The organism is Janthinobacterium sp. BJB301 (genome assembly GCF_002735685.1).
In the GTDB taxonomy this organism is placed as follows: domain Bacteria; phylum Pseudomonadota; class Gammaproteobacteria; order Burkholderiales; family Burkholderiaceae_D; genus Janthinobacterium; species Janthinobacterium lividum.
This window is the reverse complement of sequence record NZ_PDZJ01000005.1, coordinates 26,341-51,814: the sequence shown is the minus strand read 5'-3', so window position 1 is coordinate 51,814 and position 25,474 is coordinate 26,341. Positions and strand designations below refer to the sequence as shown.

At 62.2% G+C, this 25,474-nt stretch carries 19 protein-coding genes and 1 pseudogene; 3 read left to right on the top strand and 17 right to left on the bottom strand.

Annotation, left to right across the window (positions count from 1 at the left end; all coding sequences use genetic code 11):
* The 8 genes and pseudogenes from dsrO to pilM all read right to left on the bottom strand — a co-directional run bounded on the left by dsrO (nucleotide 1) and on the right by pilM (nucleotide 9,769).
* Nucleotides 1–711, bottom strand: a complete 711-nt coding sequence (gene dsrO / locus CSQ91_RS24320) for a sulfate reduction electron transfer complex DsrMKJOP subunit DsrO (protein ID WP_051991383.1) — start codon at nucleotides 709–711, stop codon at nucleotides 1–3.
* Between the two features lie 242 nt (nucleotides 712–953).
* Nucleotides 954–2,090: a deoxyguanosinetriphosphate triphosphohydrolase gene (locus tag CSQ91_RS24315; protein ID WP_034778315.1), complete on the bottom strand. Its 1,137-nt coding sequence runs from the start codon at nucleotides 2,088–2,090 to the stop codon at nucleotides 954–956.
* Between the two features lies 1 nt (nucleotide 2,091).
* Nucleotides 2,092–3,711 carry a bifunctional shikimate kinase/3-dehydroquinate synthase AroKB gene (aroKB, locus tag CSQ91_RS24310; protein WP_034778314.1) on the bottom strand — a complete coding sequence of 540 codons (1,620 nt, stop codon included), beginning with the start codon at nucleotides 3,709–3,711 and terminating at the stop codon, nucleotides 2,092–2,094.
* A gap of 99 nt (nucleotides 3,712–3,810) precedes the next feature.
* Nucleotides 3,811–6,054: an Ig-like domain-containing protein gene (locus CSQ91_RS24305; protein WP_180278505.1), complete on the bottom strand. Its 2,244-nt coding sequence runs from the start codon at nucleotides 6,052–6,054 to the stop codon at nucleotides 3,811–3,813.
* Nucleotides 6,055–6,109: 55 nt separating this feature from the next.
* A pseudogene (locus CSQ91_RS24300) lies at nucleotides 6,110–7,435 on the bottom strand (type IV pilus secretin PilQ); the annotation flags it as partial.
* 92 nt (nucleotides 7,436–7,527) lie between these two features.
* On the bottom strand, nucleotides 7,528–8,565 hold the full coding sequence (locus CSQ91_RS24295) for a pilus assembly protein PilP (RefSeq protein WP_099389854.1): 1,038 nt from the start codon (nucleotides 8,563–8,565) through the stop codon (nucleotides 7,528–7,530).
* A gap of 2 nt (nucleotides 8,566–8,567) precedes the next feature.
* Nucleotides 8,568–9,140, bottom strand: coding sequence for a PilN domain-containing protein (locus CSQ91_RS24290; protein ID WP_092609160.1), 573 nt, complete (start codon nucleotides 9,138–9,140; stop codon nucleotides 8,568–8,570).
* Nucleotides 9,137–9,769, bottom strand: a complete 633-nt coding sequence (pilM, locus tag CSQ91_RS24285) for a pilus assembly protein PilM (RefSeq protein WP_176381619.1) — start codon at nucleotides 9,767–9,769, stop codon at nucleotides 9,137–9,139. The genes CSQ91_RS24290 and pilM overlap by 4 nt, the downstream gene beginning before the upstream one ends.
* 301 nt (nucleotides 9,770–10,070) lie before the next feature.
* Between pilM and CSQ91_RS24280 the strand changes: the two genes are divergently transcribed.
* A complete protein-coding gene (locus CSQ91_RS24280) occupies nucleotides 10,071–12,416 on the top strand; it encodes a penicillin-binding protein 1A (RefSeq protein WP_046681678.1) in 2,346 nt (781 codons plus the stop codon).
* 175 nt (nucleotides 12,417–12,591) lie between these two features.
* On the opposite strand, the gene cyaY is transcribed toward CSQ91_RS24280, so the two are convergent.
* On the bottom strand, nucleotides 12,592–12,921 hold the full coding sequence (gene cyaY / locus CSQ91_RS24275; protein WP_034778305.1) for an iron donor protein CyaY: 330 nt from the start codon (nucleotides 12,919–12,921) through the stop codon (nucleotides 12,592–12,594).
* A gap of 40 nt (nucleotides 12,922–12,961) precedes the next feature.
* Between cyaY and lptM the strand changes: the two genes are divergently transcribed.
* Entirely contained in the window at nucleotides 12,962–13,144 is a 183-nt protein-coding gene (gene lptM, locus CSQ91_RS24270) for an LPS translocon maturation chaperone LptM (protein WP_034778304.1), read from the top strand.
* Here lptM and CSQ91_RS24265 read toward each other — a convergent pair.
* The 5 genes from CSQ91_RS24265 to CSQ91_RS24245 form a co-directional block, all read right to left on the bottom strand.
* Nucleotides 13,141–13,794: a sulfite oxidase heme-binding subunit YedZ gene (locus tag CSQ91_RS24265; protein WP_099389852.1), complete on the bottom strand. Its 654-nt coding sequence runs from the start codon at nucleotides 13,792–13,794 to the stop codon at nucleotides 13,141–13,143. The genes lptM and CSQ91_RS24265 overlap by 4 nt on opposite strands.
* Nucleotides 13,795–13,803: 9 nt before the next feature.
* Entirely contained in the window at nucleotides 13,804–14,781 is a 978-nt protein-coding gene (gene msrP / locus CSQ91_RS24260) for a protein-methionine-sulfoxide reductase catalytic subunit MsrP (RefSeq protein WP_034778301.1), read from the bottom strand.
* 84 nt (nucleotides 14,782–14,865) lie between these two features.
* On the bottom strand, nucleotides 14,866–16,017 hold the full coding sequence (gene ccsB, locus CSQ91_RS24255) for a c-type cytochrome biogenesis protein CcsB (RefSeq protein ID WP_034778299.1): 1,152 nt from the start codon (nucleotides 16,015–16,017) through the stop codon (nucleotides 14,866–14,868).
* Nucleotides 16,018–16,066: 49 nt separating this feature from the next.
* Nucleotides 16,067–18,163 (bottom strand): cytochrome c biogenesis protein ResB, encoded by a 2,097-nt coding sequence (locus CSQ91_RS24250; RefSeq protein WP_034778297.1) that lies wholly within the window; start codon nucleotides 18,161–18,163, stop codon nucleotides 16,067–16,069.
* 185 nt (nucleotides 18,164–18,348) lie between these two features.
* A complete protein-coding gene (locus CSQ91_RS24245) occupies nucleotides 18,349–19,020 on the bottom strand; it encodes a c-type cytochrome (protein ID WP_034778295.1) in 672 nt (223 codons plus the stop codon).
* 186 nt (nucleotides 19,021–19,206) lie between these two features.
* On the opposite strand from CSQ91_RS24245, the gene yihA reads away from it, so the two are divergent.
* Complete coding sequence (gene yihA / locus CSQ91_RS24240) at nucleotides 19,207–19,950, top strand: ribosome biogenesis GTP-binding protein YihA/YsxC (protein WP_034778293.1); 744 nt, start codon at nucleotides 19,207–19,209, stop codon at nucleotides 19,948–19,950.
* A gap of 79 nt (nucleotides 19,951–20,029) precedes the next feature.
* On the opposite strand, the gene CSQ91_RS24235 is transcribed toward yihA, so the two are convergent.
* The 3 genes from CSQ91_RS24235 to CSQ91_RS24225 form a co-directional block, all read right to left on the bottom strand.
* A complete protein-coding gene (locus CSQ91_RS24235) occupies nucleotides 20,030–20,917 on the bottom strand; it encodes a hypothetical protein (protein WP_240317554.1) in 888 nt (295 codons plus the stop codon).
* A gap of 272 nt (nucleotides 20,918–21,189) precedes the next feature.
* Nucleotides 21,190–24,300 carry an efflux RND transporter permease subunit gene (locus tag CSQ91_RS24230; protein ID WP_034778288.1) on the bottom strand — a complete coding sequence of 1,037 codons (3,111 nt, stop codon included), beginning with the start codon at nucleotides 24,298–24,300 and terminating at the stop codon, nucleotides 21,190–21,192.
* Entirely contained in the window at nucleotides 24,297–25,469 is a 1,173-nt protein-coding gene (locus tag CSQ91_RS24225) for an efflux RND transporter periplasmic adaptor subunit (RefSeq protein ID WP_099389851.1), read from the bottom strand. The genes CSQ91_RS24230 and CSQ91_RS24225 overlap by 4 nt, the downstream gene beginning before the upstream one ends.
* Between the last annotated feature and the right edge of the window lie 5 nt (nucleotides 25,470–25,474).

The window sequence follows — 25,474 nt, the reverse complement described above, 5'->3', positions numbered from 1 at the left end:
TTATTTCCCGTGTTTGCTCGGTTGCCAAAGAGTCGCTTCGCCCTCGACGTGGCCGGCGAAGCGCGTATCCAGTCCCAGGTAGAACACGTGGGGCTGGGTGCCCTGCTCGGGTTTCAGCACCTTCACCTTGTTCTCGGTGAGCAGCTGGTGCACCAGGCTTTCCGGATCATTCAAGTCGCCGAAAATGCGCGCGCCGCCCACGCAGGTTTCCACGCAGGCCGGCAGCAAACCTTCGTCGACCCGGTGCGCGCAGAACGTGCATTTGTCGGCCTTGCCCGTCTCGTGGTTGATGAAACGCGCGTCGTACGGGCATGCCTGCACGCAGTAGGCGCAGCCCACGCAGCGGTCGCCGTCGACGACGACGACGCCGTCCTTGCGCTGGAAGGTGGCGCCCACGGGACAGACGGGAATGCAGGGGGGATTGGCGCAATGGTTGCACAGGCGCGGCAGCATGTAGGTGCCGCAACGGTTCTCTTCCTTGACTTCATAGGTCGAGACGACGGTGCGGAAGCTGTTTTCCGGCACGGCGTTTTCCATGATGCAGGAGACCGTGCAAGCCTGGCAGCCGATGCACTTCTGCACATCGACCACCATCGCCCAGCGCTGGCCGCCTTCGCCCTTGGTGGCCGCCTTGCTGGGCAGCGGCGCGATGGCCGCCCCGATGGTTACGGCTGGCAAGGCGCGCAAGAAACTGCGGCGCGATTCAATCATGGCACTCTCCTTGACTATGGGCGGCAAGCCCTTGTTGACTTGCTGCCATGATAGAAAAGAAGGCGCTGCGGGGGTATTGGGGTGATAGTGCGGGGACCTAGATGATCATGCCAATTGACAGGACCGGAAATGCGGAGTAGGTCGGATTAGCGGGGCCGCCGAGGCGCGCAGGCGCGTAATCCGACAACCTTGTTGGCAGGGATAGTGGTGGTGTCGGGTTACGCCGTTCCGGCTAACCCGACCTACAACTCATCCAGAGAATACAGCCGGCGGTGCTCGCGGATCGCGTAGCGGTCCGTCATGCCGGCGATGTAGTCGGCGATCTTGCGCGCCTGCTGCGTGACGTCGCCATCCCTGAGTTGATAGTCGGGCGGCAGCAGGGCCGGCTCGGCCATGAAGCTGTCGTACAGTTCGCGCACGATGCGGCTCGCTTTGACGCGCATGCGGTTGACCTGGTAGTGGCGGTACAGGTTCGCCCTTAAAAAGCGTTTCAGCTCCGTCGCATCACGGCGCATGGCATCCGAAAAACGGATCAACGGGGGACTGGCGCGCACTTCGCTGACGTCGCGGGGAGCGGCGTCACCAATCAGGGCATTCGACGTGACGATCAGATCGTCGGCCAGCGCCGTGATCAGGCGGCGCAGGGTTTCATAGATGGCGCGGCGGCCCGACAGGCCGGGAAACGCCTGCTGCACCTCGCGCCACAGGCGGCCGAAGAATTCCACCTCTTCCAGCTGGTCGATGGTGATCAGGCCGGAACGCAGGCCATCGTCGATATCGTGGCTGTTGTAGGCGATTTCATCGGCCAAGTTGGTCAGCTGTGCTTCCAGGGTCGGTTGCGTGCGGTCGATGAAGCGCTGCGCCACGGGTCCCAGTTCGCGCGCATGCGCCAGCGAGCAGTGTTTCAATATGCCTTCGCGCGTCTCGAACATCAGGTTCAAGCCGTCGAAGGCGCCGTAGTGCTCTTCCAGTGTGTCGACCACGCGCAGGCTTTGCAGGTTATGTTCGAAGCCGCCATGCTCCTGCATGCACTCATTGAGCACGTCCTGGCCCACATGGCCGAACGGCGTGTGGCCCAGGTCATGCGCGAGCGCGATGGCTTCCACCAGGTCTTCATTGAGGCGCAGGTTGCGCGCGATGGAGCGGCCGACCTGCGCCACTTCCAGGCTGTGCGTCAGGCGCGTGCGGAATAGGTCTCCCTCGTGATTGAGGAAAACTTGGGTCTTGTATTCGAGGCGGCGGAAGGCCGAGGAGTGGATGATGCGGTCGCGGTCGCGCTGGAACTGGCTGCGCGAGGCGTGCGGCGCCTCGGCAAAGCGACGTCCCTGCCCCTGTGCCGAGTGAGCTGCGTAGGGAGCAAGGAAGTCTTCTGGCAGCATGTTATTGCACTCCGGCGGCCAGGGTGGCCAGCACCAGTTCGTGCGGCGCGGAGGTGATGTTCGGGCTGCCCAAGGGTTTGAGCAAGATGAACTTGATGGCGCCGCCCTCGTTCTTCTTGTCCACTTCCATCAGTTCCAGCCAGCGCTCGACACCGAGGTCCGGCGCCTTGATCGGCAGGCCGGCGGCGGCGACGAGCTTGCGCACGCGCTCCACGGCCGCCTGGTCGATATAGCCCATGCGGCAGGACAGGTCGGCCGCCATCACCATGCCGCAGCCGACGGCTTCGCCGTGCAGCCAGTGGCCGTAGCCCAGGCCCGCCTCGATGGCGTGGCCGAAGGTGTGGCCGAAATTCAGGATGGCGCGCAAGCCGCCTTCGCGCTCATCCTGGCGCACCACGTCGGCCTTGATTTCGCACGAGCGGGCGATCGCATACGCCAGGGCGCCCTTGTCGCGCGCCATCAGCTTGGCCATGTTCGCCTCGATCCAGTCGAAGAAGGCCGCATCGATGATGGCGCCGTGCTTGATCACTTCGGCCAGGCCGGCCGACAGCTCGCGCGCCGGCAGGGTTTCCAGGGTCGAAGTGTCGGCGATCACGGCGCGCGGCTGGTAGAAGGCGCCGATCATGTTCTTGCCCAGCGGGTGGTTGATGCCCGTCTTGCCGCCAACGGATGAATCGACCTGCGCCAGCAGGGTGGTGGGCACCTGCACGAAGCCGATGCCGCGCATGTAGCTGGCCGCAGCATAGCCGGTCAGGTCGCCGATCACGCCGCCGCCCAGCGCCACGAGAGTGGTCTTGCGGTCGCATTTGTTGGCCAGCAGCGCGTCGAAGATCTGCATCAGGCTGGCCCAGTTTTTATATTCTTCGCCGTCCGGCAGGACGATGCTGATCACTTCGCGGCCATCGCTGGCCAGCGCCGCCTGCAGGCGGCCCAGGTACAGGGGGGCGACGGTGGTGTTGGTGACGATGGCCACCTTGTGGCCGCTGATATGGCGCAGCAGCGCGTCGGCGTCGGCCAGGAGGCCAGGACCGATAGCGATCGGATAACTGCGTTCGTCGAGGTCTACGCTCAACAACATTTTGGATTGCTCGTTCATCGAAGGCTCTGCATGAATGACGCAGTTGGGCGAGGCCTCGCATTCGAGGCTGGCCAGCTGCATCAGGATGGTCTGGACCATCGATTGTACGTTAGGACGGCCCGTGTCGATCACAATGTCGGCCACTTCCATGTAATGGGGCTCGCGCTGCGACGTCAATTCTTCCAGCTTGCCGCGCGGGTCCGCCGTCTGCAGCAGGGGTCGGTTCTTGTCGTGGCTGGTGCGCGCGAGGATGTTGCTGACGCTGGCGCGCAGGTAGACGACCGTTCCCCGCTCCTTCAGGTAGGCGCGGCTGTCGGCGTTGAGGATGGCCCCGCCGCCCGTGGCCATGACGATGCCTTCCTGGGCGCTCAGGTCGCGGATGACCTCGGCCTCGCGCCGGCGAAAGCTGGCCTCGCCCTCGATTTCAAAGATCCACGGAATGGTCGCTCCCGTGCGTGCCTCGATTTCGTGGTCGGAATCGACAAAGCGCAAGCCCAGCTTGCGGGCCAGGATGCGCCCGATCGTGGTTTTGCCTGCGCCCATGAGGCCGACAAGAAAGATATTACTGTTGGAAATTTCGGACACTATTTGCATTTCACTCAGGCGACAACCCTGTCTTGCTGTTGTCGCCCTGTGACTCCATTATTGGCATGTGAACGTCAGTTTAAACGGATAGCTGGTAGTTAGTAAATGCGGCGTGGTGATATTGACATTGAATGTCGCCACCCCGGGAGTACATGGCACGCCCGACGGGCTGCTGATGGTGACGAGATGACTCGTGCCCTGATACAGGGGCGGCGCACTGGCAGTTGAGGGGAAGGTCTTTTGCACGGTCGATGGCGAGACGCCGCCACTGGCCGCGCGCACGATATTGGCCACTTCCACCGTGGTACCGCTGGGCATGGGATTGTTGTTAATGTCATTGATCTGCAAGGTAAACACCTTGGGTACGTTCCAGTTCACGTCGCCCAGGTCGTTGATATCATTTCCCGTCGTCAAAGTCCGGTTGCCGTTCAGGATGGTCGTCGCCGGACGGCTGCCACTGATAAAGAAGTTGATTTTGGCAAAGATGGGGGTGGCGCTGCCGTCGCTGGTGCTGGCGCAGATAGTACCCACGCCAGCGCGGGTGCTGTCACTGCTGCCCAGCGGGCCGTTGCAGACGGTGGCTGGCGTATTCGGCGTTGGCACGCGCGGTTGCTGCGCACGGAAATCCACCGAGCAAGCGCCGTTGACGGAATTGCAGCCGCCCTTGCTTGCGCTGCCCACCACGCCCACGTTGGCCTGGAAGGCAACGGGCGTGCCGTCGGCCACGGGATTGCCAAACTTGTCGCCCATGGCCACCGTCACGGAGGCCGAGGCCGCGCTGCCGTTGGCGTCGACGTCCAGGCCTTCGACATTGCTGTCGCTGATGGATAGCGAAAACGCCTTCTGCACCGGCGTCCCCGTCGAGACCACGATGGAATCGGACAGGGTCGACACGCCCTTGCCGTCGAGCGTGGCACGGATACGGAAAGACAAGGGGGTAGAACGGGAACTGACGCTGGTAGTCACTTCACCATTGGCATCGGTAGTACCCGAAACGGGGTTGAGATCGACTTCCGCATTCGGATCGGCTTTCGAGAACGATACTTTCAAGCCCGGCAAGGGATTATTGAAGGTATCGAAAACACGGAATTTCAAGGTGGCCGTTTCACTGCGCAAGAGGCCGCCCTCACCCTTGATGACGATGGACTTGTCGGCAGGAATGGCCGAATAGAACTGGACCGAGGCCGCCTGTGGCGCCGCGATCGGCAGCACCGCGCTGCGGCTGCCCGAAACGCCGCTGGCAGTGGCGGAGATGACATCGTTGACGCCACAACCGAGATCGCGGTAGACGGCGCGCGCACTGCCGTTGGCCGTTTGCACCACGGGCGCGAAGGTGGCCTTGCCAGCCGTGACACAGGAGGAAGTGAAGTTCACGGCCAGGCTCTGGTCCGTATATTTCACGCTTCCAGACAACACATCCAGCGATACCTGGGTCGAACCATATGCCTCCAGGGACGGCGTTTCAAAGACAATGTTGCCAAATGTCAGGGTTGTTGCGCCCACGACATAGTTGATGGCACTGGTCGAAGTCGTGCCATTCATGACGACGGCCGCCGTCAGGGTGCCCGCGCCGCCCACTGCCAGGCTGACTGGCCGCAGGATCACGCGCGCCTCGCCCTTGGCATCGCTCAGGGTCGTGCCGGCAGAGGGCGACAGCGTGGCCAGGGCATTATCCGTTGCAAACACCACCAAGGCGTCCGGCAGCGGCTTGCCATCCTGGTCCTTGACGATGGCCACCGCCGTCAAAGGAGCGGAACTCGACAATGCGTTGCTGGCACTGCCCGAGGCAGTCAGCAAGGCGATACCGATGCTGGCCTTCGAGGCCACGCTGGACGAAATCTGATAGTTGGCTTCACCGCTGACAGTGACTGCGGCGGTGGTCACGCTGGCAGTCACTTTTCCAGCGCCGCTGGCCGCGCTAGTGGCGGGGCGCATGGTCACGCTGGCAATACCCTTGGCATCGGTCAAGGCGGTAGCTGGTGCCAGCACAGCCAGCGAACTATCCACCGCGAACGTCACCAGGGCATTTGCCACGCTCGCACCATTTTTGTCGAGCACCTGTGCCCGGGCGGTCAAGGGCGCGTTGACGCTGACGGTACTGCTGGCCTGTCCATTCGCATTGAGCAAGCTGACGCTCACTGTCGCCGGTACGCCACCCGTCGTGCCGCCACTGCTGCCGCCATCGATGGTGGGATCGCCGCCACCGCCGCCACACGCGGCCAGCAAGGTGCCCAGCGCCAGCAAGACCAGCCAATTCGATACCCGACTCCAATAAGTGTTGCCCCAAGATACATTCCGCATAGTCGCCATCAGTCCGCTTTCGTTTGCATTGTTACTTAAACGTAAAGATGTGACATTAACGTGTTGCTGGCCGATCTGCCACTATTTTCGGCGTAATAAACACCATCAGTTCCGTTTTTTCTTGACTGCGGCCCGTGCTGCGGAAAAAAACACCGAGCACGGGGATGTCGCCCAGCAGCGGCACCTTGCTGTCCGTGCCCCGTTCGGATTGCTGATAGATGCCGCCCAGCACCACCGTGCCGCCGTCTTCCACCATCACCTGCGTGCGCACGTGCTTGGTGTCGATGGCGAAGCCGGAACGGGTTTCCTGGCCCACGCTATCCTTGTTGACATCCACTTCCAGCACCACGTTGCCGTCCGGCGTGATCTGCGGCGTCACTTCCAGGCGCAGGTTCGCCTTGCGGAACGTGATCGACGTGGCGCCGCTGCTGGTGGCCACCTGGTACGGCAGTTCGATGCCTTGCTCGATCAGCGCCAGCACCTTGTCGGCCGTCACCACGCGGGGGCTGGAAATGATCTTGCCCCTGCCGTCCGCTTCCAGCGCGGACAGTTCCAGGTTCAGGAAGCGATTGGCGGCCGCCGAAAACAGGCTCAGGGCGAAGCTGGCCGGCTGCAAGCCATTGATGCTGGCGGCTGGCAAGTTGACGAATTGCGTGTTCGGCACGAAGACGCCGCTACCTGCCACCGTTTGCCCCGTCGCCTCGCCCACGCCCTGGTAGCTGCCGCCGATGGCCGCGCGGCGCCCGCTGCCGCCCAGGGAAAAACCGGGCAGCTGGCCCGCCGCCAGGCGCTGGTCCGTAAAGCCCAGGCGCGCGCCCAGGTTGCGGCTGAAACTGTCGTTCGCCTCGACGATGCGCGCCTCGATCATTACTTGCCGTGTCGCAATATCTGTCTTGGCGATCAGTTGACGGATCTGCTCCAGGCGCGCCGGCACGTCGGTGACGAACAGCTGATTCGTGCGCGGCTCGATCAGCACGCTGCCACGGCGCGACAGCAGCCGGCTGCGCCCTTCCCCCGCGTCCAGGCCGAACACGGTGCGGAACGCTTCGGCCTTCTGGTAATTGAGCTGGAAGATGGCCGACTGTAACGGCTCCAGTTCCGCGATCTGCGCGCGCTGTTCCAGTTCCAGTTTTTCGCGCGCCAGCATTTCCTCGCGCGGCGCGATCCACAGCACGTTGCCATTGCGCCGCATGTCCAGGCCCTTGGCCTGCAGCAGCACGTCGAGCGCCTGGTCCCACGGCAAGTCACGCAGGCGCAGGGTCACATTGCCCGCCACGCTATCGCTGGCGATGATGTTTTGGCCCGACGCATCGGCCAGGATATGCAGGGCCGCGCGCACGCCCACGTTCTGGAAGTCGACGGAAATCTTCTCGCCCGCATACAGGCGCGGGGCCGACACGTGCACCACGGCCTCCCGGGCAAACCCGCAGGCATGCAGACACAGCAGGGCGGCCAGGAGCATGCGGCGCGGCCTCATGGCGCCGCCTCGGGCACGCTGGCCTTCGGCCCCGCCCCCGCCAACTGCAAGGCCAGGCTGCCGCGCCGCTCGCGCCAGGGACCATCCGCCTCGCGCAGCAATTCACGGTACTGCACAGCCTGTTCACTGATACCCGTCACCACGCCGTGATCTTGCCCCAGGTACTGGCCCACCGCTACCCGGTACACGCGCTGGCCCGCCAGCAGCAGCGCGCTCAGACGCCCGTCCTGCTGCACGCTGCCGACCATGCTGATGGCCGTCAAGGCCACGCTTTCCAGCGCTTCGCGCACACGGCGTGGGTCGGGCCCAGCCACGCCACCCCGCTGACCGGGCTCGGACGCTGGTGGCAATGCATTAAAAGGATCGGGCAAGGCGGCGGCCTCGTAGGGATGCGGCGCGACAGCGGCAAGCGGACGCCATGCCGGCGCCGCTGCCGGCGCGCCGGCCTTGGGGGCCAAAGCCGCTTGTGCCAACCGCTCCCCCGCTGCGGGCAAGCGATACGCGTGCAGCACGGCATCGAGGGTCAGCAAGCGATCCTTGCCGAGGGTCAAGGCCAGCCCATGCACCGTGACGATGCGCGGCAGGCGCGCCAGGTCCGCCAGCAGCGCGCCCATGGCGTGGTAGCCGCCGCGCAACTGTATGGCGATCGGCAAGGCGACATAGGGCGCTTGCGGCTGGGCCGCACCGGGCTTGAACAGGGAAAATTGCAGCCCGCGCGACTGGCCTGCGGCATTAATCTGCGTCAACAGCAACGCCATCGCCTGCTGGTCGGGCAGTTGCTGTTCCAGCAGGGCCAGTTCGGCGCCGGCCTGGCGCTGCTGTGCGCGCCATTGCGGCAACTGCATCGCCCTGGCCTGCGCCGACAGATAGGCGGCGCGCAAGCGGGCCTGCTCGCCTTGCGCCGCCTGCACGGCAACACTCAGGCCATCCAGCCATGCAAGGTGCAGTACGGCCGCCACCAGCGTACCGGCCAGGGCAGCACAAGCGAGGCGCGCAGGTAGCGGCCACAGCGATGCAGTCTTCAAGCTCAGCATGATCAACCTCCAGGACTAGGTGCCAAAGCCAGCCGTACCGTCCATTCCACGGCGCCATCGGCCGCGCCGCGCACTTCCAGTCGCACTTCCACCAATTCCGGCCGGGACCAGGGCGCCGCCTGTTCCAGCGCCAGCAGCAGGGCCGCGACCTTGTCCTGCGACGCAGCCTGCCCCTGCAGACGCACCATCGCCGCTTCCTGGCGCACGCTGTGCAAGGCCACGCCGGCCGGCATCGCCCGGGCCAGCGCGTCCAGCATGCGCACCCAGGCATTGCGTTGTTCTTGCAAACTGGCAATGGCCTGCTGGCGCAGCAGCAGCGCCGCCGTCTCGCCCTGCACCCGCTTGCTGGTGGCAAGGACGGCATCGACTTGCTGCATGGCACTGCGCCAGCCCTCCTGGCGGCGCAGCTGCGCGTCGAGCTCGTGCCGCTGCCAAGCGCCTGTCGCCAGGGCCAATAGCAATCCCAGCAGCGCCCCGCCCGCCAGTTGCCCCAGCAGCAGCTGAATACGCCTGCGCCGTGCCGCTGGGCGATACGGCAACAGGTTGATGCGCTGGACTTGCCCCCGGACCGTCATCGGGCGTACCGGTGCAAGGCCAGGCCCCAGGCCAGCTGGTACGCCACGCCACCGTCGGGCAAGGCTTGCCAGCCACCCTGCGCGAGCGCCGCCTGCAAGGCCAGCGCCTCGCTATCCATGACGACGGCCAGCAGGCCCGCCGCCCTGGCCGCATCGAGACGGCGCTGCACGCTGGCGCGCCGTGCCGCCACCAGCAGCACGTCGACCTCCTTGCCTGCCGTGCCGGGCAGCGGCGGCGCGGGGCCGAGAATGAAAAAATCCAGGCTGGCGTCTTCCAGCGCGAACGGCATGTATTGCGCCGCTTCCAGTTCCACGAGGATTTCCAGCTGTTCTTCCGCCAATCCGGCGGGCAAGCGGATCGCATGCGTGATCAGGGCCGTGGCCGGCATGGCCAGCGCCACCCGCGTGCAGGCGCTGCCACTGTCGCGGTGTGCCTGGCGCAGGGCATCGGCCAGGCCCAGCATGTCCTCGACATTACCTTCCAGTATCACGCCGGGCGCCAGCGTGGCGGCGCCGCAATGCCGGCACGACAGCTTTCCCCGCCGGCGCCTCAACTCGACGACGCGCACGGCATCGTCGGCGATGTCGACGCCCAGCAAGCTGGTGCCAAGAAAATTGCTGATGGACATGTTTTTCATAGAGAAACGTCCGCGTGGGAAGGGTTCCTGCCATCCGAAAGCCTAGTCCCGGCAGCGCTGGCTTGTAAACGGATTTCACGCCGGAGTGTGCTGCGCGCGGCGCCTATCTGGCCGGGCCGTGATCTGGCGCAGAATAATTGTTACCAAATCCTGGTTGCCAGCGGGCCAATACACGCTTATATAGAGTATCGGCAAGTTTCGACACTCCCCCCGGCAAGCGCCACAGCGCGCTGCCACCCCGGCAAGCTCGCTTATAATTGGCCGGCATAATTAACCGAAAGACATACGACGCATGACATCTTCAAAATCCGCTGGCCCCGCTGGCTCGAAGCCGCCCACCAAGGGCAGCAAACCCAAACGTTTCCTGCTGATGGCCCTGGCATCGCTGCTGGGCCTGGGCATCGTCGGCGTCTTGCTGGTGGTCTTTGGCCTGGCCATGGCCTATCCGAACCTGCCGGCGCTCGATACCTTGACCGATTACAAGCCAAAGATGCCGCTGCGCGTGTTCACGTCCGACAGCGTGCTGATCGGCGAATTCGGCGAGGAGCGCCGCAACATGGTGCACATCAAGGATATTCCCGATGTCATGAAGAAAGCCGTGCTGGCCATCGAGGATGACCGCTTCTATGAACATGGCGGCGTCGATTACCTGGGCATCACCCGCGCGGCCCTGCACAACCTGACGGGCGGCGCCAAGCAAGGCGCCTCGACCATCACGCAGCAGGTGGCGCGCAATTTCTTCCTGTCCAGCGAACAGACCCTGAAGCGCAAGGCGTATGAAGTCTTGCTGGCCTGGAAGATCGAGAAAAATCTCAGCAAGGACCAGATCCTCGAAGTGTATATGAACCAGATTTATCTGGGACAGCGCGCCTACGGCTTCGCTTCGGCCGCGCAAATCTATTTCGGCAAGAACATCCAGGACCTGACCGTGGCCGAAGCGGCCATGCTGGCCGGCTTGCCGAAAGCGCCGTCGGCCTACAATCCCGTCGTCAATCCGAAACGCGCGCGCATGCGCCAGCAATACATCCTGCAGCGCATGGCGCAGCTGGGCTACATCACGCCAGAGCAATACACGGAAGCCAAGAATGAAGAGCTGAAAGTGAAAACCGACAGCAGCGCCTTTGGCGTGCACGCGGAATACGTGTCGGAAATGGCGCGCCAGCTGGTCTACGAGCAATTCAAGGAAGACACCTACACGCGCGGCCTGAATGTCTACACCACCATCACCAAGGCGGACCAGGACGCCGCCTACATCGCCTTGCGCAAGGGCGTGATGGATTACGAGAAACGCCACGGCTACCGCGGCCCGGAAGCGTATATCGAGATTCCGAAAACCAAGGCCGAAGCGGATGACGCGATCGAGACGGAACTGGCCGACCACCCGGACAGCGACGACATCATCGCCGCCATGGTGCTGCAAGCGTCGCCCAAATCGCTGCAGGCAGTCACGTCGGCCGGCGAGGAAATCACGATCACGGGCCCCGGCCTGACCTTCGGCGCGGCCTGGCTGTCGGAAAAAGCGGCGCCGAACCGCCGCATCAAGCGCGGCGCCGTGATCCGCGTCATGCAAGAAGGCAACGCCTGGGTCTTGACGCAAATGCCGGAAGTGCAATCGGCGTTCGTCTCGGCCAGCACCACGGACGGCGCCATTCGCGCCATGGTGGGCGGCTTCGATTACAACCGCAACAAGTTCAACCACGTCACGCAAGCGTGGCGCCAGCCAGGTTCCGCCTTCAAGCCCTTCATCTATTCCGCTTCGCTGGAGCGGGGCCTGTCGCCGGCCACCATCATCAACGATGCGCCGATCTCGTTCGACGCGGGCCAGACGGGCGGCCAGGCGTGGGAACCGAAGAACTACGACAGCAAATACGATGGTCCGATGACCATGCGCAAAGGCTTGATGAAATCGAAGAACATGATTTCCATCCGCATCCTGCACAAGATCGGCGCCAAGTATGGCCAGGAATACGCGACGCGCTTCGGCTTTGACGCGGACAAGAACCCGCCGTACCTGACCCTGGCCCTGGGCGCCGGCAACGTGACGCCGCTGCAGATGGCGGGCGCGTATGCCGTGTTCGCGAATGGCGGCTACAAGATCAACCCGTACCTGATCGCCAAGGTGACCGATAGCGACGGTAATGTGTTGTCGCAAGCCAAGCCGGACCTGGCGGGCGAGGAAGCCAACCGGGTCATCGACGAGCGCAACGCCTTCATGATGAACAGCATGCTCAACGACGTCGTGCGCTTCGGCACGGCCAACAAGGCCATGGCCTTGAAGCGTCCCGACCTGGCCGGCAAGACGGGCACGACCAACGATTCCATCGACGCGTGGTTCGCCGGCTACCAGGCCAAGCTGGTGGGCATCGCCTGGATCGGCTACGACCAGCCGCGCAACCTGGGCAACCGGGAAACGGGCGGCGGCCTGGCCTTGCCGATCTGGATCAGCTACATGGCGAAAGCCCTGAAGAGCATCCCCGTCGAGGAACGCGCCGTGCCGGAAGGCCTGATCCACGTGGGCGACGAGTATTACTATGCGGAAAATCCACCGGGCACGGGCGTGGGCAGCCTGGAAGGCGCGGCGCGCGGCACGCCGGAGGAAGAGAAGGCGAAAGAGGCTGTGAAGAACGAGCTATTTTAAACACGTAGGCCGGGTAGGTCGGATTAGCACGCAAGCGCGTCATCCGACAACATCGTTGGCGCCGGTGGTGGTGTCGGGTTACGGCCTGCGGCCTAACCCGACCTACCCGAGACTGGACCACAAAAAATGGGCAGCCCGCAAAGGCTGCCCATTTTTCATGCATCACTTCAAACACTTACTTCAATACAACTGCCGCCCCCGCCTGCTCGCTGGCCATGGCCGACAAAGCCGCAAACAGTTCCGAACTGTCGCGCGTGTTGATCCACTCGTCGCCCACGCGCTTGTAGTGGAAACCGCCGGAACGGGCGGCCACCCACATTTCGCGCATGGGGGCCTGGCTGTTGACGATGATTTTCGTGCCGTTATCGATGAACTCGATTTCCAGCACATTGCCGCTACGGCTGCATTCGACGTCGAGCACGTCTTCATCGTTCAGCCGGTCCAGCGCCGCCTCGATCTGGGTCAGGGTGGCTTCGGCCAGGGCCAGGAATTCCGATTCGCTCATGCTACACTCCAAAGATCTTAATCAAACCGTGATTCTAATCGTGAAGTCATCCTCAGCGTTTTATATCGGCACCGCCATTGTGGTTTCTAGCGTCCTGGCCGGCTGCGGCCAGCCTGGCCCCCTGTACCTGCCCAAGCCGCCAGCGGCCAAGGGCGCGCCAGCCAAAGGCCCGGTCGAACCGGCGCCCGTGCCGCCGCCACCGGTGATCGTGCCAGCAACCTAAGCCGAGCGTACCGGGGTGGCAGCCTTGGCCGCCCTGGCGCTCTTCTCCCGCTTGACCCAGGCGAAATACACGCGTATTAACAGCAGTAGCGCGACGATGCTGCCGAACAGGATCGGTTGCGCGAAATTATTCTTGCCCGCCTTCATCCACCAGAAGTGCAAGATACCCAGCAGCGCGATGACATAGATCAAGCGGTGAAGCCACTGCCAGCGCTTGCCCCCCAGGCGTTTCACCATGCCGTTCGTGCTCGTCACGGCCAGCGGAATCAGTAGCACGAAAGCGATGAAACCCACCGTGATGAACGGACGCTTGAGCACATCCTTCCACATTTCCTGCACATCGAAAAAGTGATCAAACCATAAAAAAGTGGTGAAGTGCAGCGCCGCGTAGAAAAAGGCGAACAGGCCCAGCATGCGCCGCAGCTTGATCAGCCAATTCCATTGCGTGAGGCGCCGCAAGGGCGTGACAGCCAGGCTGATACACAGGAAATACAGGGTCCAGTCGCCCGTGCCGCGCGTGATGAATTCCAGCGGCTCCACCAGTTGCCCCGTGTACGTCAGCCAGACCATGCGCGCGAACGGCAGCAGCGCCAGCAAGAAGATCAGGCTTTTGAATAGCGACAATTGTCTCGGCGTGGGGTTGAAGGCCATGGTCTTTCCTTAAAAGAACTTCTTCAAGTCCATGCCCGCGTACAAGGAAGCGACATCGTTGTAGCCATTGAACATCAGGGTCTTGCGCTTGCGGGTGAGAAAACCGTCTTCGCCGATGCGCCGCTCGGAAGCTTGCGACCAGCGCGGATGATCGACGTTCGGATTCACGTTCGAGTAAAAACCGTATTCGGACGGCGCCGACAGATTCCAGGAGGTGCGCGGCTGCTCCTTGACGAATCGGATCTTGACGATGGATTTGGCGGATTTGAAACCATATTTCCACGGCAACACCATGCGCACGGGCGCGCCATTCTGATTCGGCAAGGTTTCGCCATACATGCCCAGGGTGAGCAGCGCCAGCGGATGATTCGCCTCATCGATGCGCAAGCCTTCCGTATAGGGCCACTGCAGCACGCGGCTGCCCACGCCTGGCATCTGCTTCTTGTCGGCCAGGGTGATGAATTCCACGTACTTCGCATTGCCCGTCGGCTCGACCTTCTTGATGATTTCCGAGAAGGAATAACCGACCCACGGGATGACCATCGACCAGCCTTCCACGCAGCGCAAGCGGTACACGCGTTCCTCCAGCGGCGCCAGCTTCAGCAGCGCGTCGAGGTCCAGGGTCATGGGCTTCTTGACTTCGCCCTCGATGCTGACGGTCCATGGCCGCGTGCGCAAGGTGCCCGCGTTTTGCGCAGGGTCGCTCTTGTCCGTGCCGAACTCGTAGAAATTGTTGTAGCTGGTGGCGTCTTTATACGCCGTCTGCTTTTCCAGCGCCGAATAGGCGGGATTCAGTTTGGCGGCCAGCTTGGGATTGGTGCCTTGCGCGAACGCTTCGCGGCTGGCCATTTCCAGCAAGGCCGCGCTGGACACGGAGCCCAGGGCGATTTGCTTGATGAAGCTGCGGCGCGATTCAAACACGGCACGCGGCGTGATTTCGGAAGAATACGGCAACTCAATGCCGTTGGGACTGCGCTTGATCAACATGGCGGCTCCGGGAAAAGGTGATTGTTTGTACCTTACACCAGTTTTCCCGGGCCGTTCATGACGCTTCTGTCATGCAAAAAACAATTAAAGCTTGCCGTAAGAATGTAATCCAGAAAGGAACATATTCACGCCCAAAAACGCGAAGGTCGTCACAAGCAAGCCCACCAGCGCCCACCACGAGGCGACGCGGCCGCGCAAGCCCGTCATCAGGCGCATGTGCAGCCAGGCTGCATAGTTGAGCCAGACGATCAGCGCCCACGTTTCTTTCGGGTCCCACGACCAGTAGCCGCCCCACGCCTCGGCCGCCCACAGGGCACCCAGGATGGTCGCTACCGTGAAGAAAGCGAAGCCCACGGAAATGGCCTTGTACATGACGTCGTCGAGCACTTCCAGCGACGGCAGGCGGTCGACCAGGTAGCCGCTCGATTTGAGCAAATACGCCGCCGCCACCATGGCCGACAGGGCGAAGGTGCCGTAGCCGATGAAGTTGGCCGGCACGTGGATCTTCATCCACCAGCTTTGCAGGGCCGGCACCAGCGGCTGGATCTCGGCCGCGTCGCGCGTGACCGTGTACCACATCAGGAACACGACGGCCGCGGAAATGACCAGCATGACGAAGGCGCCCAGCTGGCGCGTCGCGTAATGCTGCTCGTAGTACAGGTAAAACATGGCCGTGATCAAGGAAAACAGGATGAACACTTCATACAGGTTCGACACGGGAATGTGGCCCACGTCGGCACCGATCAGGTAAGACTCGTACCAGCGCACCAGCATGCCCGTCAGGCCCAGCACGACGCCGGCCCAGCACAGCAGGGAGCCGACGGACGAGCCGAATTCCGAGCGCGCCACCAGGCCGATCCAGTAGAACAGGGTCGACAGCACGAACAGGGTGCCCATCCACAAGATGGCGGATTGGCTCGACAAGATATATTTCAGGAAGAATTTCTGGTTCGCCATCTCCAAGTGGCCAGCGTACAGCTCGATGGCGAACAGCGACAGCACGGCTGCCACGGGGATCAGCCAGCGCACGGGCTTCCAGTACCAGCCCAGCCACGCGAACGTGGGCGCCGCGGCCAGCAAGATGGCTTTTTCATAGATATCCATGAAGGCGCCAAAGCGCACCAGGCCGAACAGGGATGCGGCCAGCAAGCCGGCGCCATACAGCCAATCGATCAGGCTCAGGCGCTTGAAAAATCCCGGTTCCTGCGTATATATTTGCTTGTTTGCCAATTCCATCATTTTCTCCATTGCAGGCGACGCGCAAGCGTCCCAGACACAGCGCAGCTTACGCCGATTGCGGCAGCTTTGCCTTCAAGTTCTCAAATTCTTTTTCAAAATCCAGCGTCTTGCGTTGCGTGCTCATGGCCATCAAGGCATCGCTGCCGCCCTCGCCATCCTTGATCCACACCCACAGGCGGCGCTCGCGGATATAAAACATGGAAAACACGCCGATCACGAGGAACAGGCAGCCGAGGTAGACCACGCTCTTGCCCGGCGAACGCGTCACCTGCAGCACGGACGCCTTGATTTCCGTGAAGTCGTCGAGTTGCAGATACACGGGCGCGCCATAGAAGAAGCTGTCGGACAGCGCATTCGTGGCCAGTTGCAGGAAGCGGCCATGCTTGTCATCGGCCTCGATGGCTTTCAAGCCATCCTGGGCGCGCGCCGCCTGCCACAAATCCCACAGGCTGCCATTCAGTATCTTCATGAAGATATCGGCCGCTTTTTCTTGCTCGGCGGCAGGAATTTTCTCCAGGAAGCGCGAAATGGCGAGGAAGCCGCCCTCTTGCCCATTGCCGGCAAAGATGCCCAGGCTTTTCGCCGCCGATTCCTGCAACTGGCCGCGCAGGGCTTCCGCGCCCGGTTGCGGCATGGCTCGCGCCGCATAGCGCGTGGCGGCCTGCTGGCGCAGCGCGGGATCTTGCAGCGCGGCACGCAAGCGCATCCATTCGTTCACGCTGTAATTGTCATCGGCGGGAATGCGCAGATAGCTGAACGGGTCGCTGGGGTTGACGCGCATGCCGGCCAGGAACACCGTCGTGCCATCCACGGTGACCGGCTGCATGTAGTTCTGGTACTCGCGCGCCTGGCCCGTCTTGTCGCGCAATTTGTATTGCACCGAAGGACCGACGTTCTTGAGATCCTTGTTGTTCGCGTTTTTCGCAGCCGAACCGAGGCGCTTGTCCAGGCCGACGGCAAACTTATCGTTGAAACTTTCCGCCTTGCTGACGGCCCGCACGTCCTGGCCGGCGCTGAGGTTTTCCACGTTGAACGGGCGGAAACCCGACCATTCCACCGTGTAGGAATTGCCATCGCTGCGCTCGAGCGGCGTGCTGCCACCCACTTCGCCGCCGATATCGAAGCGTTTCGTCGTCTTGCCCGTCATGGGAAAGCCCGTCAACTTGAGCTTGCTGCCGCCATCTTCAAAGCTGGACTGGTACAGGGCCAGGCCCTTGTACAGCAGCGGCTGGTTGACTTTGATGGTTGCCGGGAAACTTTTCCCTGTTTCATGATCCGTCACTACGACATCGCTGGCGAACAGTTTCGGCATGCCCGTGCTGTAGAAATCGATGTGGAATTTTTTCAGCAGGATGGTGATGGGCAAATCCTGGATCAGCACGCCATCGGCCTGGGGAATGATGGCCGTGTTGCTCGACGCGCCTTCCGGGATCATGGTGTTGCCGCGGAAAGTGGGGTTCGACAGGCTCAGGCGGTGCTGGGCGGGAATGTCGGCGATCACGCCGCTGCCGGAAAACGGCGTCTTGCCAAAGAACCATTGCTGTACGCGGATCGGCATTTCCGAATCGAGCAAGCCTCCCACGCAGATGATGACGATGGCGCCGTGGGCAAAGATATAGCCCCATTTATTGGCCGCGCCCCGCTTGGCGGCGACCAGGGTGGCGTTGTCCTTCTCGACCACCTTGGCCGCGTAGCCTGCGTCTTTCAGGCGCATCACCATCTGCTGCGCCAGCACGGTGCGCGGCAGCGGCGCCTGCCATTCCGCCTTGTGATGGAAATTGCGCAGGGATTGTTCGCGCACATTGTCGCGCCAGCTGCGCATATCCTTGAGCATCTTCGGTGCATTGCGCACGATGCACAGCGAAGTCGAGGCGACGAGGAAACCCATGATAACCAGGAACCACCAGGCCGAATACACGGAGTACAGGCTCAGCTTGTCGAAGACGGCGAACCAGAACGGGCCGAACTGGTTCACATAATTGGGCATGGGCTCATTTTGCTTGAGCACGGTGCCGATGATGGACGCTACGGCGATCAAGGTCAGCAGGCTGATGGCAAAGCGCATCGACGAGACCAGCTCGACGAATTCAGCCAGGCTGCGGCGTTGGGTCTTTAACTCGATTCCGGTCGTGCCTGTGCTCATACGTTGATACTCATACGGGATATGCAATCTTCAAGAAAATTTAGGCATGGAGCAGATAGTTTCTCCGCGCAAGGCGGCAGCATACTCCTGTTTGGCCCCTGCCATAAAAAAGGGCAGCCTGTCGAGACGGCCGCCCTGGTTCATGCGCGCTGGTGCGCCTGGCAATCTCTTGCCACTATGAAAACTTACTTCAGGCCGGCGATGTAATCGGCAACGGCGGCGATCTCGTCATCCGACATGCGGGCGGCGATGGTGTGCATTTGCGCGCTGTTCTTGCGGGCATCAGCCTTGGTGCTGCGGAACATGGCCAGCTGGGCCACCGTGTAGTCCTGGTGCTGGCCGGCGATGCGCGGATACTGGACGGGAATGCCATTGCCCGTCGCGCCATGACAGCTGGCGCAGGCGGCAACTTGCTTGGAAGCAATTCCACCACGGTAGATTTTCTTGCCCAGGTCGATCGTGTCCTTGTTTTTCGCGGCGCCCGGCTTGGACAGCTGCGCGCCCAGGTAGGCGGCGATATTCTTCTTGTCGGCGTCGCTGAGCATCTTCGCGTACGTCGTCATGACGGGCTGGTTGCGCTCCGGCGTGGTGAAATCGACCAGTTGCTTGTAGATATAGCTTTCGTGCTGGCCGGCCAGCTTCGGATTGACCGTGATGGTCGAATTGCCGGCCGCACCATGGCAGGAGACGCAGGCAGGCAGGCCGCGTGCCGCATCGCCATCGGCGTACAGGGTAGCGCCCTTGGCCGCGTCGACCTTGACGGCCGGTTTCGCTGCTTCGACCGCAGAGGCAGTTGCCGATACAGCCAGCAAAGCGAGCAGCATGGATTTGATAAACGGTGAAAACGCACGATTCATTCAGGCACCCTGAGACAGTGAGAAATTAGTGGTGGACATTGCCGCGCCCTGTGGATTTTTGCTTTATTTTCAGGGCCGCAAGCCGCATCGCTGCTACGCCGGCAACAATAAACAACCCCTTATTGTACAATAGCTTCTTGGCGTTATCGCTCCCTTATCGCTCCCTTTTGTTGCTTTACTACTCCCATGTCAAAACTCTGGCAAGCCCGCTTCTTTACGACCGTCAACCAATTGCGTGACCTGCCCGATACCACGGTGCCGGAAATCGCCTTTGCCGGCCGCTCCAATGCCGGTAAATCGACCGCCATCAACATCTTGTGTAATCAGAAAGGCTTGGCGTTCGCCTCCAAGACACCTGGCCGTACCCAGCACATCAACTACTTCTCCATCGGCGGCGCCCACGTGGCGCAGCACCGCAAGGATGCCACCATCGTCGAAGAGATCGAATGCCTGCTGGTCGACTTGCCGGGCTACGGCTACGCGGAAGTCTCGGGCTCGGCCAAATTGCACTGGCAGCGCCTGCTGGGCGACTATGTGCAGCGCCGCGAGCAATTGGCGGGCTTGATCCTGATCATGGATTCGCGCCGTCCGTTCACCGACCTGGACATTCAAATGCTGGAATGGTTCGCCCCGACGGGCAAACCGATCCACTGCATCCTGACGAAAGTCGATAAGCTGAACCGCAATGAATCCGTGAATGCCTTGCGCCAGGCGAAAGCCAAGCTCGACAGCTACGTGGATGAAGACGGCGTCGGTTTCCCGTTCACCGTGCAACTGTTCTCGGCCCTGAAGCGCGTCGGCATCGACGAAGCCAACGACAAGATCATGGAACTGGCCGGCATCAGCGAAGATGGCGCGGCCCAGATGGTCGAACTGATCGACATGGAAGACGATGTCGAGCCGGAAGCAGGAACTGACAAACCGGCTTGATCGAGATCAACGCTGCGTAAAAAAAGGCTGCCCGTTCACAAGGTGCAGCCTTTTTTATTGCCCTCAGTTTTACGAGCGCCTAGCGCCGTCCCGGCCCTGGCCGTTTCTCGGAAAAGAATTCCTGGCGCAGGAAGGCCATCAGCTCGGCCGTGTCTTCCACGCGGGCGCTGAGGTTGACGTTGCGCCCCAGGCGGCGCGATTCCCAGACGAAATCACCGGGCTTTTCGGCACGGATCAGCTGGATCATCTTCTTCAAGATGGCCGTTTCGATATCGGGCTCATTGCCCAGCTCGACTTTTTCCTGCTTCAGCCAGTTGCGCTTGAAGTTGCCGTTCCAGCCCTTGAACTTGACTTCGGCACTGAACGAAGTCTGGTTGACGATGGAAAACACGCCGCCCGAATCCTCGCGGTCGCTGCCGGAATTACGTCCCTGGGCGCCGGCGATATTCGCCTTGGCCACGCGCATGGCGCGGTCGTTTTCGCTTTCCTCGGCCGGCGGCGCGGGGTTTTGCGCCTCGCGCTGCTTGCGGCGCTGCTCGATCATCGAACTCATGTCTTCAGCCGGCGGCGGCGGCAACGGCACCTTCGACACCAGCGGCGGCGTGAATGTTTCCAGTTTTGGCTTGTCGCGCGGCACGTCTTTTGTGACCACGCGCTTGCTCGGCGCCGGTGGCGGTTTGACCTTGGCCACCTTCGTGTCCTTCGGCTTCGGCGTGGGTTTCGGCTGCGGCTGCGGCTGCGGCTTGTCTTTCAGCGGCGCAATGTAGACCATCGCGCTTTCCTTCTTCGGCGGCGGGATCTTTTCGATCGTATCGCTGCGAAACAATGCATACGCCGCCAGCAGCACGTGCAGCAAGACGGACACGCCGAGCGCCACCTTGCGCATGGTGCTGGTCGTGGACCCGTAGGCCGGTGGTGGCTGGATCACTTGCCCGCAGGTGGGGCAAACATCGGAATCGGCAGCCATCAAATGGGTCGTGTCATGCAAAATGAATCGTGCTTTCTGTGTAGCGACAAAAGTAATCTGACAGGGCAGCCATAGTGCCAGAGTCCCTTGCTTTTGGGAACACTTCCTCGGCATATCCAACCCGAAGCGTACAGGATAGCGACATTCCTTGCAGCGGTAACCAGAGTACCCGAGCCGTCGCTTGACGGTTGTTACCGTATGTATCACGGCCCATACAAAACCGGCGCCGCATTCACTGAAGAACGGGGCGCCGGTGCTGGCCGTGTGGCGGCTCAGGCCTTGTTGTCGAGCGCCACCAATTGCTCGTCCGTCAACGGTCCCGTGCCGCTGTACTTGTCCAGGAACAAATAGATCACGGGGGTGATGAACAGGGTGATCACTTGTGAAAACAGCAAGCCGCCGACCACGGCCAGACCCAGCGGCTGGCGCAGCTCGGCGCCGGCGCCCAGGCCCAGGGCGATCGGCAAGGCGCCCATCAAGGCCGCCGCCGACGTCATCATGATAGGGCGGAAGCGCAGGATGCACGCCTGGCGGATGGCCTCCGCCGGCGCCAGCCCGTCGTTGCGCTGCGCATGCAGGGCGAAGTCGATCATCATGATGGCGTTTTTCTTGACGATGCCGATCAGCATCAGGATGCCGATGATGGCGATCATGGTCAGGTCCATGCCGAACAGGCGCAGGGTCAGCAGCGCTCCCACGGCCGCCGATGGCAAGCCGGCCAGGATGGTCAGCGGGTGGATATAGCTTTCATACAGCACGCCAAGCAGCACGTAGATCACGGCCAGCGCGGCAATGATGAGGATGATCTGGCTGGACTGCGAGCTCTGGAACACGGCCGCGTCGCCGCCGTAGCGCGTGATGATGGAGGCAGGCAAGCTCATGTCCTTGGCCATCGCGTCGATCTTGCCCGTGGCGATGCCCAGCGGCACGTCCGGCGCCAGGTTGAAGGCGATGGTAACAGCCTGCAACTGCCCCTGGTGATTCACGGAGGTAGGCCCAATCGTGCGTTCCACGTAGGCAATACTCGACAGTTTCACCAGTTCGCCCGTCTTGCTGCGCACGGACACGCGCGTGAGCGCATCGTCATACTGGCGGTCTGCCGTGGCCGCTTCCAGGATCACGTAATAGCTGGCTGCCGAGGAATAGATGGTCGACACTTGCCGCTCGCCAAAGGCGCTGTACAGGGCCGTGCGGATGTCGGACATTTGCACGCCCAGCAGGTTGGCCTTGTCGCGGTCGATCCTGAGCGATGCCTGCAAACCCTTGATCTGCGAATCGCTGGTGACGTCGCGGAAGGCGGGATCCGTGCGCATGCCGGCAATAAACTTTTCCGCCCAGTCATTCAAGGCGTCGGGACTGACGCTTTGCAAGGTGTACTGGTAGCGGCTCTTGCTCTGGCGCCCGCCCAGTTGCAAGTTTTGCACGGGCCGGAAATACACGGCCATGCCTGGCACGGTGCCCGCCGCGCGGCGCAGGTTTTCCAGCACCACCGGCATTTTCGGCCGCTCGCTGCGCGGTTTCAAGACCATGAACATGCGGCCCGTGTTGCCGCCGCCGACGAACGACGTCACATCCTGCACGCTGGGGTCCGCCTTGAGCACGGCCGCCACGCGGGCTTGCAAATCCTGCAGTGCCGCCGAGGAAATATCTTCCGACGCTTCCGTATTCACCTGGATCTGGCCCAGGTCTTCTTCCGGGAAGAAACCTTTCGGTATCGTCGCGTACAGCAGCACCGTCAGCGCAAAGGTACACACGGCAACGAACAGCACCACGTTGCGGTGCGCCAGGGCCTTGTCGAGCAGATGCACATAACCGTTGCGCAATTTTGTGAAACCCGCTTCGAAATGGCGGCCGATGAAGGTTTTTTCGCCATGGCTGGGGTCACTGTCATTGTGCTCGCGCGAATCGGCCGGCAGGAAGCGGCTGGCCAGCATCGGCACCAGGGTCAGCGACACGACGGCCGACACCAGCACGGCCAGCGAGACGACAACGGCGAATTCATGGAACAGCAAGCCGATCACGCCCGGCATGAAGAAGATGGGGATGAACACGGCCACCAGCGAGACGGAGATCGAGATGATGGTAAAGCCCATCTCTTTCGCCCCTTCCAGCGCCGCGCGTATGGGTTTCTTGCCCATCTCGATATGCCGCACGATGTTTTCCAGCACCACGATGGCATCGTCGACGACGAGGCCCACGGCCAGGGTAATGCCCAGCAGGGAAACGTTGTCAAGGCTGTAGCCGAGCCAGTACAGCAGGGCCAGCGCGCCGAGCAGGGAAATCGGCATGGTGACGGCAGGAATGAAGGTGGCCGCCGCGCGGTGCAGGAACAGGAAGATCACCAGCACCACCAGCACCACCGTCAGGGCCAAGGTCAGATTCACGTCGTGGATGGCTTCGCGGATCGACAGCGAACGGTCGTTGACCAGGCTGATCTGTATCGACTGCGGCAATTGTTCCTTGAAGCCCGGCAGCAAACGGCGCACACCATCGACCACTTGCACGGTGTTGGCGTCCGGTTGGCGCTGCACCATCAGGCTGATCGAGCGCTCGCCATTGAAACTGCCGACGGCCTTGATCGATTGAAAGCTGTCTTCCACCTCGGCCACGTCTTTCAGGCGCACGGGCTGGCCGTTGCGGCTGGCGACGATCAGTTCGGCAAAATCGGCCGCCTTCATCATTTGCGGATTGCCCTGGATGGTCAGGGTCTGGCTCGGGCCGTCAAGAATGCCCAGCGGGGAATTCGTGTTCGAGGTGCGCAAGGCGGTGGCCAATTCGTCCATCGTCAGATTGCGAGCATTCATCAGGTCGGCACGGGCGCGCACACGCACGGCAAAGCGCTTCTGGCCATTGACGATGACCTGGGCCACGCCCGGCAAGGTCGACAGGCTGGGGGCGATCAGGTTTTCCGCGTAATCGTTGAGGTCCGACAAGTTCAGCGATGGCGACGTCATCTGGATGAACAGCACCGGCGCATCGGCGGGATTGACCTTGCGGTAGGACGGCAAGTCCGTCATTTCCGTCGGCAACTGGCGCTGCGCGCGCAGCAGGGCCGCCTGCACGTCGACAGCCGCCTCGTTGACATTGATGCTGGCGTCAAATTCCAGGGTCAGCGAGGTATTGCCCAGCGTACTCGTGGAGGTGATCAGGCTGAGGCCGGAAATCGTGGAAAATTGTTTTTCCAGCGGCAAGGCCACCGACGAGGCCATGGTTTCCGGGCTGGCGCCGGCCAGGTCGGCGCTGACGTTGATGACGGGCGTGTTATAGCTCGGCAAGGCCGCCACGGGAATTTGCAGGTAGGCCAGCACGCCGGCCAGGATGATGGAGAGGGACAGCAGCACCACCATGACGGGGCGGCGGATGCTCAGTTCGGACAGGTTCATGCTGGCTTGCCCTGCGGTGCGGCGGCGCCATCGGCAGCCTTGTGTTTTTCCACCAGGCGCACCTTGCTACCTGGACGCAAGTTCTGCTTGCCATCGACGATGACTTTTTCATCGCCCGCCAGGCCGGTAACGACGGCGTTCGGTCCGAATGCATACACTCGCGTCACCTTGCGCATCTTGGCCGTGTTGTCCGCTTCCATCGAATACACGAAGGTGCCGGCGGTACTCGTGATGATGGCGTTTTGCGGGATCACCAGCGCATCCTTGAGGGTGCGCACGGTCAGCTGCGTATTCACGTACTGGCCGGGCCACAAATCGATGCCGCCATTATTGAAACGGGCCTTGATCCTGATCACGCCCGTGGCGGGATCGACGGCATTATCGATAAAATTCAGTTTGCCATCGAGCTGCTTGCCGCCCGCATCGGACAGCAGCGCCGTGACAGGCACCTCGCCCGCCTTTTGCGCCGCCAGCAAGCCGGACAGGCTGCTTTCCGGCAAGGTGAACGACACGTCGATCGGGTCGAGCTGGGTGATGCTGGTGAGCGACGTGGTCGGCTGCACCAGGCTGCCCGCGTAGACATTGATGGCGCCCACCCTGCCCGCCTGCGGGGCGCGCAGGACGGTGTAGCTGGAGTCGACCTGGGCCGCGCGCAAGGCGGCTTGGTCGGCAGCCAGCAAGGCGCGTGCCGCGTCGAGCTGGCTTTGCAGGGTATCGACGGCGCCCTGGGCGATGAAATTCTTGCTCAGCAAATCCTGGTTGCGCTTGAGCTGGCGCTCGAAGTCCTGCACCGAGGCGCGGTCGCGCAAGACCTGCGCCTGCGCCTTGTCGACATTCGCATGCTCGCTGCGCGCGTCCAGCGTAAACATCAGCTCGCCCTGCTTGACGAACTGGCCTTCGCGGATATGCACCTTGGTGATCGTGCTGGTCGTCTGCGGGTGCAAGTCCACGCTGCTGATGGGCATCACGCTGCCATTGGCTTGCAGCACCATCGGCACATCCTGGCGCACCGGCGCGACCACGCTCACGGTCGTCGGCGCCTGTCCGCCCTTGCCCCCTTTGCCATCCTGCCCACTGGTCGCCGCGCCGGACTGATGATTGAAATACCAGATGCCGCCACCGATACACAGGGCCGCACCCACGAGGATTGCCAGACTAGTCTTTTTCATTGTTC